General features: G+C 74.4%; 2 protein-coding genes. Both read left to right on the plus strand.

Annotation, left to right across the window (positions count from 1 at the left end):
- Positions 1-71: 71 nt before the first annotated feature.
- Complete coding sequence (locus C503_RS38205) at positions 72-16,022, plus strand: SDR family NAD(P)-dependent oxidoreductase (protein WP_018681305.1); 15,951 nt, start codon at positions 72-74, stop codon at positions 16,020-16,022.
- A complete protein-coding gene (locus C503_RS45730; RefSeq protein WP_018681306.1) occupies positions 16,022-16,183 on the plus strand; it encodes a hypothetical protein in 162 nt (53 codons plus the stop codon). The genes C503_RS38205 and C503_RS45730 overlap by 1 nt, the downstream gene beginning before the upstream one ends.
- The last annotated feature ends 6 nt before the right edge of the window (positions 16,184-16,189 follow it).

Raw genomic sequence — 16,189 nt, forward strand, 5'->3', positions numbered from 1 at the left:
GCGACAGGGCCGACCTACGATCGAGCGGCAGACCAGTCGAGAGCTGCCTTGCGGAAGCGGTGGAGTGCGGAATGCGTGATTTCGAGAAGGCGTCCTCCGGGTCTTCGACCGGAGCGGAAACCGATGGGCGATCCGATTTCGTGCGGCGGGTGACCGCGGTGCCGCAGGCCGACCGCGCGGCGTTCCTGGCCGACGTCGTGCACGAGGCCACGCGGGCCGCGCTGGCCGCGGCACTGCCGGAGGTCCCGGCGGTGCTCGACCCGGCGAAGGCGTTCTCCGACCACGGGTTCGACTCGCTGGCCGCGGTGGAGCTGCACGCGCGGCTCGCCGAGGCGACCGGGCTGGACCTGCCGGTCACCCTGGTCTTCGACCACCCGACCCCGGACGCGGTGGCGCGCCTGCTGCACGCCAGGGTGTTCGGGACCGAGGTGGACTCGTCGCTCGCCGAGCTGTCCGCGGCGGGGGCGGACGAGCCGATCGCCATCGTCGGCATCGGCTGCCGCTACCCGGGCGGTGTGTCCTCTCCGGACGCGCTGTGGCGGCTGGTCGCCGACGAGGTGCACACCATCGGCGGCTTCCCCACCGACCGCGGCTGGGACCTCGACGGCCTCTACGACCCGGACCCCGACCGCCCCGGCAGCAGCTACGTCACCGTCGGCGGGTTCCTGCCGGACGCGGGCGAGTTCGACGCCGACTTCTTCGGCATCGCCCCGCGCGAGGCGTCCGCGATGGACCCGCAGCAGCGGCTGGTGCTGGAGACCGCCTGGGAGGCGCTGGAACGGGCCAAGATCGACCCGACCTCGCTGCGCGGCACCCCGGCAGGCGTGTTCATCGGCGCCGAGGCCCAGGAGTACGGGCCGCGGCTGCACGAGGCGCCGGACGGTCTCGACGGCTACATGCTCACCGGCAACGCCCCCAGCGTCGTCTCCGGCCGGGTCGCCTACGCGCTCGGCCTCGAAGGCCCGACCCTGACCGTCGACACCGCCTGCTCGGGTTCCCTGGTTGCGCTGCACCTCGCGGTGCGGGCGCTGCGCGGCGGCGAGACGCGGCTGGCGCTCGCCGGTGGTGTCGCGGTCATGGGCGGCCCCGGCACGTTCACCGCGTTCAGCCGCCAGCGTGGCCTCGCCGAGGACGGCCGCTGCAAGGCGTTCGCCGCCGCCGCCGACGGCACCGGGTTCGCCGAGGGCGTGGGTGTTCTCGTGCTGGAGCGGCTGTCCGACGCTGTCGCGAATGGACATGACGTGCTCGCGGTGATCCGTGGCTCGGCGATCAACTCCGACGGCGCGTCCAACGGGCTCACCGCGCCCAACGGCCCGTCCCAGCAGCGTGTGATCCGCCGCGCGCTGGCCGACGCCGGACTCGCTGTGTCCGATGTGGATGCTGTGGAGGCGCACGGCACCGGCACCCGGCTGGGCGACCCGATCGAGGCGCAGGCCCTGCTGGCCACCTACGGCCAGGACCGGGCGACCCCGCTGCTGCTCGGCTCGGTCAAGTCCAACATCGGGCACACCCAGGCCGCCGCGGGCGTCGCCGGTGTGATCAAGATGGTGGAGGCCATGCGGCACGGTGTGCTGCCGCGCACCCTGCACGTCGACGCGCCGAGCCCGCACGTGGACTGGACCGCGGGCGCCGTCGAGCTGCTGACCGAGGCTCGTGCGTGGCCCGAGGCCGACCGCCCGCGCCGGGCCGGTGTGTCCTCGTTCGGCGTCAGCGGCACCAACGCGCACATCATCATCGAGCAGGCCCCCGCCACCGAGATCGTGGAGGGCGACGAGCGCGAGGCGCTGCCGATCGTGCCGCTGGTGATCTCCGCTCGCAGTGAAGAGGCTTTACGGGCACAGGCCGCTGGCCTGCTGTCCACTGTGGAGCTGGAGAACCTGGACGACATCGGGTTCTCGCTCGCCACCAGCCGCGCGGCGCACGACCACCGGGCGGTCGTCTCGGCGCGCGACGTCGAGGAGGCCGTGCGCGGGCTGCGCGCGCTGGCCGCCGGGGAGAAGGACGCGACGCTGGTCACCGGCACGCGCACCCCCGGCAAGGTCGCCATGCTGTTCACCGGCCAGGGCTCGCAGCGCCTGGCCATGGGCAAGGACCTCTACCTGGCCTACCCGGTGTTCGCCGAGGTCTTCGACGAGGCGATCGACCACCTCGACCTGCAGATGGCCGAGCCGCTCCGGGACGTGATCTTCGGCGCGGATGCCCACCTGCTCGGCGAGACCCAGTACACCCAGTGCGCGCTGTTCGCCTTCGAGGTGGCGCTGGCCCGGCTGCTGGAGTCCTGGGGCGTGCGGCCGGACGTGCTGCTCGGCCACTCCATCGGCGAGCTGGCCGCCGCGCACCTCGCCGGTGTCTGGACGCTGGAGGACGCCTGCCTGGTCGTCGCCGCGCGCGGTCGGCTCATGCAGGCCCTGCCGACCGGCGGTGCCATGGTCGCCATCGCGGCCACCGAGGACGAGGTTCGGCCGCTGCTCACCGACGCGGTGGCGATCGCCGCGATCAACGGGCCGGAGTCGGTCGTGGTGTCCGGTGAGCGGGACGCGGTCGAGGCGGTCGTCGCAGGCTTCCGGGAGCAGGGGCGTCGGGTCAGCGAGCTGCGCGTGTCGCACGCGTTCCACTCGCCGCTGATGGAGCCGATGCTCGCCGAGTTCCGGGAGACCCTGGAGGTCGTCGAGTTCGCCACCCCGACTGTCGCGGTCGTCTCCAACGTCACCGGTCGGATCGCCGACCCGGCCGAGCTGGCGAGCCCGGACTACTGGGTGCGGCACGTGCGGGCGGCCGTCCGGTTCGCCGACGGCATCGCCGCGCTGGCCGCCGCCGGGGTCACCACCGCCATCGAGGTCGGCCCGGACGCGATCCTCTCCGGCATGGCCGCAGGCGCGCAGGACATCGCCTTCGCGCCTGCCCAGCGCCGCGACCACGCCGAGGTCCCGACCCTGGCGAACGCGCTCGGCACCCTGCACGCGCGCGGTGTCACGGTCGACTGGACGGCGTTCTTCGGCCCCGCCCAGCTGCTCGACCTGCCGACGTACGCGTTCCAGCGCAAGCACTTCTGGCTCACCGCGCCCGCGGGCCACGGTGACGCGGCCGACCTCGGTCAGCTCGCACACGACCACCCGCTGCTCACCGCAGGCATCGGGCTGGCAGGTCACGACGGGCTGGTGCTGACGGGCCGGATCTCGGCGCGCACCCACCCGTGGATCACTGATCACACCATCGCCGGGACCGCGCTGCTGCCCGCCACCGCGTTCGTCGAGATGGCGCTGTACGCGGCGGGTCAGATCGGGTACTCGACGGTGGAGGAGCTGACGCTCCAGGTGCCGCTGGCGCTGCCCGCCGAGGGCGGGGTCGCCGTGCAGGTCGTGGTCGGCGCCGGTCAGGACGGGCGCCGCGCGATCGAGTTCTACTCGCGGGTCGAGCAGGACGCCGAGTGGACCTGCCACGCCATCGGCTCCCTGACGGACGTGGACACCGACGCATCCCCGATCACCGAGTGGCCGCCGTCGGGCGCCGAGGTGGTCGCCGACGCCGGGCTGTACGAGGAGCTGGCCGCCCAGGGCTACGGCTACGGTCCGCTGTTCCAGGGCCTGCGCACCGCGTGGAAGCGCGACGACGTCGTCTACGCCGAGGTGGCCCTGCCCGCCGCAGGCCGGGACGACGCGTTCGGCATCCACCCCGCGCTGCTCGACGCCGTCCTGCACGCCACCGACTACGCGCCGGGGGAGGCCCGCGCGGCCGACGAGATCCGGCTGCCGTTCGCGTGGACCGGGGTGCGGCTGCACGCGACCGGCGCCACCGAGGTCCGCGTGCGGATCACCTCCCCGGCGACCGGCGGTGTCGCGCTGGAGATCGCCGACCCGACCGGCGCGCCGGTGCTGTCGGTCGAGTCCTTCCGCTCCCGCCCGGTCAAGGCTGCCGATCTCGGGGGCGACCACGGCACTCGCGCCGACGAGCTGCTGCACACCGTCGAGTGGCAGCCGGTCGCGCCGGTCGAGGGCCTGCCGACGGTGGCCTCGCTCGGTGCGATCGGTCTCGACGTGCCGGTGGTGGGCTTCGAGCTGACCGGCATGCCTACTGCGCCCGAGGCCGTGTTGTTCCCGATCACGCCAGGGAACAAGAGCATCCCCGCGCAGACCAAGATCACCACGCGCCAGGTCCTCGCGGGCTTGCAGCGCTGGCTGGGTGACGAGAGGTTCGCCGCGTCCCGGCTTGTGATCGTCACCGAGGGCACGCTCACCGATGCCGCCGTGCGCGGCCTGGTCCGCTCGGCGCAGGCCGAGAACCCGGGCCGGATCGTGCTCGTCGAAGGCACCCTGACCTCGGCGACCCTGGCCACCGTGCTCGGTTCGGGCGAGCCGGAACTGCGCGTCGACGGCGACAAGGTCGTGGCGCCGCGCCTGGTCCGCCTGGTTTCTGAATCCACTGTGGATCCGGTCTGGCGCACCGACGGCACGGTCCTGATCACCGGTGGTACCGGTGGGCTGGGCGCGCAGGTTGCCCGACACCTGGTCGCCACGCACGGGGTCCGTGACCTGCTGCTGCTCAGCCGCCGGGGTATCGAGGCCCCGGGCGCGGCCGAGCTGGTCGCCGAACTGGCCGAGCAGGGCGCCACCGCAAGGGTCGTGGCCTGCGACGTGAGCAGGAAGCGCTCGCTGGGCGCCGCGCTCAAGAAGATCCCCGTCGACCGGCCGCTCTCGGCCGTCGTGCACACCGCGGGCGTGCTGGACAACGCCATGATCGGCGACCTCACCGTGGACCGCCTGGACGGCGTGCTGGCCACCAAGGTCGACGCCGCCTGGGCGCTGCACGAGCTGACCGCCGACGCCGACCTGTCCGCGTTCGTCCTGTTCTCCTCCTCGGCCGGGCTGGCCGATGGTGCGGGCCAGGCGAACTACGCGGCGGGCAACACCTTCCTGGACGCCCTCGCCGAGCTTCGCCGCGCCCTCGGGCGGCCCGCGACCGCGCTCGCCTGGGGCCTGTGGATGCCGGACGAGGGCGCCGCGCTGGGCATGGGCGCCACGCTCACCGAGGTCGACCGCAACCGCATCGCCCGACTCGGCCTGGCGCCGCTGACCGTCACCGAGAGTCTCGCCGCCCTGGACGCCGCGCTCGCCACCGGCGCGCCGACCGTCGTCCCGACCCGCGTCGACCGGAACGCGCTGCGCTCGCGCGGCGACGACCTGCCCGCCGTGCTGCGCGCCCTCGCCCCGACCGCCCGTCGCCGCGCGGCCGCCGCGAGCACCGGGGAGCTCACCCCGGAGCAGCAGTTCGCCACCCGGTTCGCGCACCTCACCGACGCCGACCGCGATCGCGCCGTGCTCGACTTGGTGCGCACGCACGTCGCCGCCGTGCTCGGCCACGACGGCGCGCACGCCATCGCCGCGACCCGGCCGTTCGGCGAGATGGGCTTCGACTCGCTGGCCGCCGTCGAGCTGCGCAACCTGCTCGACTCGGTCACCGGCGTCCGGCTGCCCGCCACCCTGGTGTTCGACTACCCGACCCCGAAGGCGCTCGCCGACTACCTCGTGGGGCGCATCGCCGGGATTGCCCCGAGCACTCCGATCGCCCCGGTGACCACCGTGGACCCGGAGGAGCCGATCGCCATCGTGGGTATCGCCTGCCGGTACCCGGGTGGCGTGGAGACGCCGGAGGACCTGTGGCGGCTGGTCGCGGACGAGCGGGAGGCGTTGAGCCTGTTCCCGGTCGACCGGGGCTGGAACGTGGACGCGCTCTACGACCCCGAGCCAGGCAAGCCCGGCCGCAGCTACGTCAAGCACGGCGCCTTCCTGCACGACGCGGCCCAGTTCGACGCCGACTTCTTCGAGATCAGCCCGCGCGAGGCCGCCGCCATGGACCCGCAGCAGCGGCTGCTGCTTGAGGTCTCCTGGGAGGCGTTCGAGCGGGCGGGCATCGACCCGGTGTCGTTGCGCGGCAGCGCGACCGGCGTGTTCGCGGGCGTCATGTACCACGACTGGGCCACCCGCCTTGGCGGCGCGGTGCCCGACGACATCGCCGGGTACATCGGCAACGGCAGCCTCGCCAGCGTCGTGTCCGGCCGCGTCTCCTACGCGCTGGGCCTGGAGGGCCCGACCGTCACCGTGGACACCGCGTGCTCGTCGTCGCTGGTCGCCCTGCACTGGGCGGCCCAGGCGCTGCGCCGGGGCGAGTGCACGCTGGCCCTGGCGGGCGGTGTGACCGTGATGTCCACTCCGGACACCTTCGTGGACTTCAGCCGTCAGCGCGGCCTGTCCGCCGACGGCCGCTGCCGCTCCTACGCCGACGCCGCCGACGGCACCGGCTGGGGCGAGGGCGCGGGCATGCTGCTGCTGGAGCGGCTGTCCGACGCCCGCCGCAACGGCCACCCGGTGCTCGCCCTGGTGCGCGGCTCCGCGATCAACCACGACGGCGCCTCCAACGGCCTCACCGCCCCCAACGGCCCGTCGCAGCAGCGGGTCATCGCCAAGGCGCTGGCCGACGCCGGACTTGGTGTGTCCGATGTGGACGTCGTGGAGGGACACGGCACGGCGACCCGGCTGGGCGACCCGATCGAGGCGCAGGCCCTGCTGGCCACCTACGGCCAGGGCCGCGCCGCGGACAAACCGCTGTGGCTCGGCTCGATCAAGTCCAACATCGGCCACACCCAGGCCGCCGCGGGCGTCGCGGGCGTGCTCAAGATGATCATGGCGATGCGCGCGGGCGCGCTGCCCAGGACCCTGCACGTGGACACGCCGTCGAGCGTCGTGGACTGGACCGCGGGCGCGGTGCGGCTGCTCACCGAACGGCAGGACTGGGCCGAGAACGGCCACCCGCGCCGCGCTGGTGTGTCCTCGTTCGGCATCAGCGGCACCAACGCGCACGTCGTGCTGGAGCAGGCGCCCGCCATCGAGATCACGGCCCCGGCCGAGTCGAACCCGGATGCCGTGCTGACCGTGCCGCTGTCCGGCCGGTCCGCCGCCGCGGTGCGCGGCCAGGCCGCCCGGCTGCGCGCCTACCTGGCCGAGCACGAGGACGTGCCGGTCGCCGAGCTGGCCCGCTCGCTGGCCGCCACCCGGGCCGCGCTGGAGCACCGGGCCGTGGTGATCGCCGCGACCGGGGCCGAGCTGGCCGACGGGCTGGACGCGCTGGCGTCCGGCATGCCCGCCGCCGAGGTCGTCACCGGGTCCACCGCCGCCGAGCCGGGCGCGCTGGCGTTCCTGTTCTCCGGCCAGGGCGCGCAGCGCGTCGGCATGGGCCGCGACCTGCACGCCGCCTACCCCGTGTTCGCCGAGGCGTTCGACGCCGCCTGCGCCGCGCTCGACCCGCACCTGGACGTGGCACTGCGCGACGTCGTGTTCGACACCACCGCGCCCGCCGACCGGGGCCTGCTCGACCAGACCGCCTACACCCAGACCGGGCTGTTCGCCGTCGAGGTCGCGCTGTACCGGCTGGCCGAGTCGTGGGGGATCGTGCCGGACGTGTTGGCGGGCCACTCGATCGGCGAGTTCGCCGCCGCGCACGTGTCCGGGGTGCTGTCGCTGGCCGACGCGGCCGAGCTGGTCGCCGCGCGCGGTCGGCTGATGGCCGCGCTGACCCGGCCGCCGGGCGCCATGGTGTCGCTGACGCTGGCCGAGGAGAAGGCCCGCGAGCTGCTGGTCGGGCACGAGGACGAGGTCGGCGTCGCGGCGGTCAACGGGCCGCAGTCGGTGGTGATCTCCGGGGTGGACGAGGTCGTGACCCGGATCGAGCGCGAGGCCGCCGCGTCCGGTGTGCGGACGCGCAGGCTGCGGGTCAGCCACGCGTTCCACTCGCCGCTGATGGCGCCGATGCTCGACGAGTTCCGCCGGGTCGCGCAGGGCGTCACCTTTCACGCCCCGCGTATCCCCATCGTGTCCACCGTGACCGGTCGACTGGTCACCGGCGAGCTGGGCACGGCCGAGTACTGGGTCGACCACGTCCGTCAGGCCGTCCGCTTCGGCGACGCGATCGCCGCGCTGGCGGGCAGTGGCGTGCGCACCTTCCTGGAGCTGGGGCCGGACGGCGTGCTGTCCGCGCTGGGCGCGCAGAACGTCACCGATCCGGACGCGGTCGCGTTCATCCCGTTCGGACGGCGCGACCAGGACGAGGTCCGCTCCGCGCTGACCGCCGTGGCACGGGTGCACGTGCGCGGCGCGGCGAAGCTGGGCCGACTGATCGGCGACGGGCCGGTGCGGCTCGACCTGCCGACGTATGCCTTCCAGCACAAGCGTTACTGGCTCGACGCCACGCCGACCGGCGACGTCGCGGCCGTCGGCCAGCAGGCGCTGGCGCACCCGATGCTGGGCGCGGTCGTGCGGCTGTCCGGCACGGACACCACTGTCCTCACCGGACGGTTGTCGGCGGCGGGCGTGCCGTGGCTGGCCGACCACGTGGTCAAGGGCGCGATCCTGGTGCCCGGCACCGGGTTCGTCGAGCTGGCCATCGCGGCGGGGGACCAGGTCGGCCACCCGACCGTGGAGGAGCTGACCCTGCAGGCACCGCTCGTGCTCGGCCAGGACGAGGCCGTCGCGTTGCAGGTCGTGGTCGGCCCGGCGGCAGGCGAGCGCAGGCCGGTCACGGTCTACTCGCGGCCGATCGAGGCGCCGGTCGACGGCGAGTGGACCCAGCACGCGGTCGGCACGCTGTCCGCCACCGCGCACGCCGAGCCCGCCGGTCTGACCGAGTGGCCGCCGCCCGGGGCCGCGGTCATCCCGGTCGAGGGCGCCTACGAGCTGCTCGACTCCCGCGGCTACGGCTACGGCCCGGCCTTCCAGGGCCTGCGCGCCGCGTGGCGGCGGGGCAACGAGGTGTTCGCCGAGGTCGCGCTGCCCGAACCGGCCGCGTCCACGGCCGCCTCCTACGGCCTGCACCCGGCCCTGCTCGACACCGCCATGCACGCCGACCTGCTCGGCGACCCGGACGGCTCCACGCTGCTGCCGTTCGTGTGGAACGGGGTGACCCTGCACGCGGTCGGCGCCTCGGTGCTGCGGGTGCGGATCGTCCGGCTGGACGGCGACGAGCTGTCGGCCATCGAGGTCGCCGACGGCGAGGGCCGCCCGGTCGCCACGGTCGAGTCACTGGTCTCCCGGCCGGTCCGCCGCGAGCTGTCCTCCCGGCCCGCCGACGGGCCGGAGGGCTCGCTGCTGCGGATCGGCTGGCAGCAGGCCGCTCTCGGCACCGCGAACGCGGGCGAGGTCGTGGCCATCGGTCGCGGCCGGGTCGGGGTCGCCGCCACCTACGCCGTGTTCGCCGACCTGGTGGGCGCGGTCGACGGGGGCGAGCGGGTTCCCGAGTTGCTCACGGTCAGCGTGCCGGAGCAGACCGGGGATGTGCCGGAGGCGGCTCGCGCCAACACCGCTTGGCTGCTGACCCAGATTCAGGGTTGGCTCGCCGACTCCCGCTTCGCGGACACGAAGCTCGTTGTGGTGACCGAGAACGCGGTCGCCGTCGAACAGTCCGATGTGGATGTCACGCAGGGTCTGCTGTGGGGGCTGGCGCGTGGTGCGCGGGCCGAGCACGCGGGTCGGGTGTTCCTGGTCGACGCCGACCGGGATGCCACCGTGGACACCATCGCGGCCGTGGTCGCGGCCAACGAGCCGGAGGCCGCGATCCGCGCGGGCTCGGTCCTCGTGCCCCGCTACACCAAGACCGAGTCCACCACCGACGCCGCGTGGCGGGCCGACGGGACCGTGCTGATCACCGGCGGCACCGGCGGGCTGGGCAGCCTGCTCGCCCGCTACCTGGTCGCCGAGCACGGCGTGCGGAACCTGGTCCTCACCAGTCGTCGCGGTCTGGACGCGCCCGGCGCCCGGCAGCTCCGGGAGGAGCTGACCGACCTGGGTGCCACGGTGACCGTCGCGGCCTGCGACGTCGCCGACCGCGCCGCCGTGGCGGAGCTACTGGCGGCCATCCCCGCCGACGCGCCGCTGACCGCCGTCGTGCACGCGGCAGGCACCGCCGACTCTGGCGTGTTCGACTCGCTCACTCTCGACCGTCTCGACTCCGTGCTGCGCCCCAAGGTGGACGCGGCCTGGCACCTGCACGAGCTGACCGCCGATCGCGACCTGGCCGCGTTCGTGCTGTTCTCCTCCGCGGGCGGCCAGGTGCTGCCCGCCGGACAGGCCAACTACGCCGCCGCCAACGCCTTCCTGGACGCGCTCGCCGACCGGCGCCGCGCCGCCGGGCTGGCCGCGACCGCGCTGGCCTGGGGCCTGTGGGCGGAGAACACCGGCCTCGGCGGCGAGCTGGCCGAGGCCGACCTGGCCAGGATGGCCCGGCTCGGCCTGCCCGCGGTGACCGCCGAGCAGGGCCTGGCCCTGTTCGACGCCGCCCTCGGCGCCGACGCGGCGGTGATCGCGCCGCTGCGGGTGGACGTGCCCGCGCTGCGGTCGCGGTCGGACGAGCTGCCCGCGCTGCTGCGCGGGTTCGCCCCGCCGAAGGCCCGCCGGGCCGCCGCCGCGAGCTCCGCGGGCACGGACAACGCGCTGGCCGCCGAGCTGGCCGGGCTCACCGACAGTGAGCGCGACCGCCTGCTGCTCGACCTGGTCCGCACCCAGGTGGCCACCGTCCTCGGCTATGCCGACAAGTCCGAGGTGGACGGCACCAGGGCGTTCAAGGAGCTGGGCTTCGACTCGCTGGCCGCCGTCGAGCTGCGCAACCTGCTCGGCACCGCGACCGGCCTGCCGCTGCCCGCCACCCTGGTGTTCGACCACCCGACCGCCAAGGCCGTGGCCGACTTCGTCAAGGGCAAGCTGCTCGGCGCGGTCAAGGCCGCGGGCACCCGCGGCCCGGTCACCACCACGGCCGCCATGCAGGAGCCGATCGCGATCGTCGGCATGGCCTGCCGCTACCCCGGTGGCGTCCGGTCGCCCGAGGACCTGTGGCGGCTGCTGGTCGACGAGGTCGACGCGGTGAGCCCGTTCCCGACCAACCGGGGCTGGGACACCGAGGGCATCTACGACCCCGAGCGCGGCAAGCGGGGCAAGACCTACGCCCGCGAGGGCGGCTTCCTGCACGACGCCGCCGAGTTCGACCCGGCCTTCTTCGGCATCGGCCCGCGTGAGGCCACCGCCATGGACCCGCAGCAGCGGCTGCTGCTGGAGGCCGCCTGGGAGGCCATCGAGCGCGCGGGCATCGACCCGCAGACCCTGCGCGGCACGCTGACCGGCGTGTTCGCAGGCGCCATGTACGACGACTACGGCAGCCGGGCGCCCGACGCGCCCGCCGACGTGGCCGCCTACATCCCCAACGGCAGCTCGGGCGCGGTCGTCTCCGGCCGTATCTCCTACCTGTTCGGGTTGGAGGGGCCGTCGATGACCGTCGACACGGCCTGCTCGTCCTCGCTGGTCACGCTGCACCTGGCGGTGCAGGCGCTGCGGGCGGGGGAGTGCGGGCTGGCGCTGGCCGGTGGTGTCACGGTGCTGTCGCAGTCCGACCTGTTCGTCGACTCCAGCCGCCAGGGCGTGCTCTCGCCCAACGGTCGGTCCAAGTCGTTCTCGGCCGCCTCCGACGGTGTGGGTTGGGCCGAGGGCGCGGGCATGTTGCTCCTGGAGCGCCTGTCGGACGCTCAGCGCAATGGGCACGAGGTACTCGCGGTGGTGCGGTCCAGCGCGGTGAACCAGGACGGCGCGTCCAATGGCCTGACCGCCCCGAACGGGCCGTCCCAGGAGCGGGTCATCCACGCTGCGCTGGCCGCGGGCGGTCTCGTCCCGTCCGATGTGGACGCGGTGGAGGCGCACGGTTCGGGCACCAAGCTGGGCGACCCGATCGAGGCGCAGGCACTGCTGGCCACCTACGGGCAGGACCGCGAGCGGCCGCTGTACCTGGGGTCGGTCAAGTCCAACATCGGCCACGCGCAGGCCTCCGGCGGCGCCGCGGGCGTGATCAAGGTCGTGCAGTCGCTGCGGCACAACCTGCTGCCCAGGAGCATGCACATCACCGAGCCCACCCCGGTCGTGGACTGGAGCACCGGCGACATCGAGCTGCTCACCGAGGCCCGGCCGTGGCTGCCCAACGGCCGTCCGCGCCGGGCGGGCATCTCCTCCTTCGGCATCAGCGGCACCAACGCGCACGTGATCATCGAGGAGGCGCCCGCGGTTGAGACCAAGCGCGCCGCGGCCGACCTATCCGCGTTGCCCGCCGTACCGCTGGCACTCGCTGCCGCCGCCGAGCCCGCACTGGCCGACCAGGCGGCGCGGTTGGCCGAGCACCTGCGGGCGAACCCGGACGTGTCCCTTGTGGACATCGGCTTCTCGCTGGCGACCGGGCGGACCGCGCTGGACCACCGGGCCGTGGTGGTGGCGTCCGACCGGGACGCCGCGCTGAAGGCGCTCGACGGGCTGGCCATCGGGCAGACCCCGGCGGGCAGCGTGACCGGCACGGTGAGCGCGGCCGACCTGACCGCGATCCTGTTCACCGGTCAAGGCGCGCAGCAGCCCGGCATGGGCCGCGAGCTGCACGCGGCGTTCCCGATCTTCGCCGGGGCGCTGGACGCGGCGTGCGGGCTGTTCGACGCCGAGCTGGACGTGCCGCTCAAGAGCGTGATGTGGGCGGACAAGGGCACCGCCGAGGGCGACCTGCTCAACCAGACCGCCTACACGCAGTGCGCGCTGTTCGCCATCGAGGTGGCGCTGTTCCGGCTCGTCGAGTCGTGGGGCGTCACGCCGGACTACGTGGCCGGGCACTCCATCGGCGAACTGGCCGCCGCGCACGTGTCCGGGGTGCTGTCCCTGGCCGACGCGTGCACGCTGGTCGCCGCGCGGGGCAGGCTCATGCAGGCGCTGCCCACCGGCGGTGCGATGGCGGCCATCGCGGCGCCCGAGGACGAGGTGCGGGCCGCGCTTCCGTCCGATGTGGACATCGCGGCGGTGAACGGGCCGCGGTCGATGGTGATCTCCGGCCCGGAGGAGTCGGTGCGGGCGGCCATGGCCACCTTCGCGGACGCCGGACGTCGGACCAAGCAGCTGGTGGTCTCGCACGCGTTCCACTCGGCGCTGATGGAGCCGATGCTGGCGGACTTCCGGGCGGTCGCCGCGCGGTTGACCTACGCGGCGCCGACGATCCCGGTGGTGTCGAACGTGACCGGCACGATGGCGACGGCCGAGCAGCTGTGCTCGCCCGAGTACTGGGTCGACCACGTGCGGGCCGCCGTGCGGTTCGCCGACGGCGTCGGGACCCTGCTGGCGGCCGGGGTCACCCGGTTCGTCGAGCTGGGGCCGGACGCGGTGGCCACCGGGATGGCACGCGAGTGCGACACGTCCGGCTCCCAGCGTCCGGACCGGGTCACCTACGTGCCCGCCATGCGCCGGGGCCGCGCCGAGCTGCCGACCCTGTTCACCGCGCTGGCGACCCTGTTCACCCGGGGTGCGGCGCCGGACTGGCGGGCGATCTTCGCCGGTCGCGGTGCCGGTCGGGTGGACCTGCCGACCTACGCCTTCCAGAACAAGTCCTACTGGCTGGACGCGACCAAGCGCACCGGCGACGTCGGATCACTCGGCGCCCGCTCCGCCGCACATCCGCTGCTGGGCGCGCTCGTGGAACTCCCCGACGGCGGCGCGGTGTTCACCGGGCGGCTTTCGGTGCAGACCCACGGCTGGCTCGGTGACCACGTGGTCATGGATCGGATCATGCTGCCCGGCACCGCCTACGTGGAGCTGGCCCTGCACGCCGGTGCCCAGCTCGGCTGCGACCTGCTGGACGAGCTGATCCAGCAGGAGCCGCTGCTGCTGCCCGCCGACGGCGGGGTCGACCTCCGGGTGGTGCTCGGCGGAACCGACGCGAACGGTCGCCGGGAGCTGTCGGTGCATTCGCGTACCGATGAACCGGGCGCGACCTGGACGAGGCACGCGACCGGTTCGCTGGCCTCGGGCGGTGCTACCGAGGCGTTCGACCTGGTGGCGTGGCCGCCGTCGGGTGCCGAGCCGGTGGACATCGGCGGCCTCTACGACGACCTGGCCGGTCTGGGCTTCGGCTACGGGCCGACGTTCCGCAACCTGCGCGCCGTCTGGCTGCGCGGCGAGGGTCAGGACACCGAGGTGTTCGCCGAGGTGACGCTGCCGGACGGCGTGGCGGCGAGCGAGTTCGGGCTGCACCCGGGTCTGCTGGACTCGGCACTGGGCGCCACCGACTTCCTGGTGCCCGGCGGCCCGAAGGCACTGACCGAGACCACGATCCCGTTCGCCTGGAACGGTGTCTCGCTGCACGCCGCCGGGGCCACCACCCTGCGGGTGCGGGTCCACGGCACGTCGCTGGCCCTGGCCGACGCGGCCGGTGCGCCGGTCGCCCGGATCGACTCGCTGCTGACCCGACCGGTGACCGCGAGCAAGCTCGGCGCCCGGGTGCCCGAAGGGCTGCACCGGGTCGAGTGGCAGGCCCCGACCGGGGTGCGGCCGGTGGGCTCGCTGTCCGGCTGGGTCGTGCAGGGTTCCGACGACCTGGGCCTCGGCGTTCCGGTGTCGGACGCGCTGGTCGCGGCCGAGGTGCTGGTGCTGCCGGTGTCGACCGGCGCGGGAGATGTTCCCGCCCGGGTCCACGCGACGGTGCTGGACACGTTGGCCCGGGTGCGGTCGTGGCTGGCCGAGTACACCGAGGGCACGCTGCTGGTGGTGACCCGTGGTCAGGGCGGGCGGGACGTGGCCGGGCACAGCCTGGCGCTGACGCAGGCGCCGGTGTGGGGTCTGGTGCGGGCCGCGCAGGCGGAGAACCCGGGCCGGATCCAGCTGGTCGACCTGGACGACGCCGCCGAGTCGGTGCGCTCGCTGCCCGCAGCGGTCGCCACCGGCGAGCCGGAGGCGATCGTGCGCGGCGGCGAGGTACGGGTCCCGCGCCTGGCCCGGGTGACCGCGGTCGGCGAGCCGGTCGAGTGGGACCCCGAGGGCACGGTGCTGATCACCGGCGGCGCGGGTCTGCTCGGCGGGCTGCTGGCCCGGCACCTGGCCGGACAGGGCGTGCGGCACCTGGTGCTCACCAGCCGCCGGGGCCTGGCCGCGCCCGGCGCCCGGGCGCTGGTCGCCGACCTCGCCGAACTGGGCGCCACGGCCGAGGTCGCGGCCTGCGATGTCACCGACCGGGCCGAGCTGGCCGCGTTGATCGGCTCGCTGGACCGGCTCACCGGTGTGGTGCACGCGGCCGGGCAGATGGACAGCGCGGTGTTCGGCTCGCTCACCGACGAGCAGGTCGAACGGGTGCTGCGGCCCAAGGTCGACGCGGCCTGGCACCTGCACGAGCTGACCGCGGACCTGGACCTGACCGCGTTCGTCCTCTACTCGTCGGTCGGCGGCCTGCTGCTGACCGCAGGCCAGGCCAACTACGCGGCGGGCAACGTCTTCCTCGACGCGCTGGCCGAGCACCGGGCCGCCCGCGGCCTCCCCGCCACCTCGCTGGTGTGGGGCCCGTGGGACGGCACCGGCGACGAGGTCGACCAGGCCCACCTGGCCCGCTCCGGCGTCGCCTCGCTGTCGGCCCCCGACGGCCTGGCCCTGTTCGACGCGGCCCTCGCGGTGGGCGACCCGGTCCTGGTCCCGGTGCGGTTGGCCGCCGACCTCGACGCCGACCGCCTGCCCCTGCTGCGCAACCTGGCAGCGGCGACCCCGAAGCGTGCCGCCATCGGCCCCAAGGCCGCCGACCCGGTGGTCACCATCGTCGACCGGCTGACCGGCCTGTCCACCACCGACCGCGACGCGGCCGTGCTGGACCTGGTCCGCGAACACGCCGCCGCCGTACTCGGCTACGACGACGCGTCGGCGGTCGGGGTGGAGAAGGGCTTCACCGACCTGGGCATCGACTCGCTGGCGGCGCTGGAACTGCGCAACCGGCTCGGCACCGCCACCGGCCTGCGCCTCCCGGCCACCCTGGTCTTCGACTACCCGAGCCCGATGCCGCTCACCCGGTACCTGCTGGAGGAGCTGGCCCCGGAGCTCGGCGAGCCGGAGACCCTGGCGGCCAACGGTACGGAACCGGTGGACGCGGGCGCGGCTGTCGAGTCCATGGACCTGGCCGACCTGATCCGCTCCGCCATGGGCGAGGAGTCCTGATGACCGACACGGTGTTCGACTCGCCCAGCCCGGAGCAGCTGATCCGCTACCTGGCCGAGGACCTGCTCCCGGAGCTCACCGTTCCGGAGTCCACGTACGAGGCCGATCCGGTCCGCTCCGGGATGGGCGGCGACCCGAGTGAACGAGGTGAGTCCCGGTGACCAGCA

It is taken from the genome of Actinokineospora enzanensis DSM 44649 (assembly GCF_000374445.1).
GTDB classification, from domain to species: Bacteria; Actinomycetota; Actinomycetes; order Mycobacteriales; family Pseudonocardiaceae; genus Actinokineospora; species Actinokineospora enzanensis.

Coding starts and splice junctions, on each gene's coding strand:
- C503_RS38205 (WP_018681305.1), top strand. CDS start 72: ATGCGTGATTTCGAGAAGGCGTCCTCCGGGTCTTCGACCGGAGCGGAA.
- C503_RS45730 (WP_018681306.1), top strand. CDS start 16,022: ATGACCGACACGGTGTTCGACTCGCCCAGCCCGGAGCAGCTGATCCGC.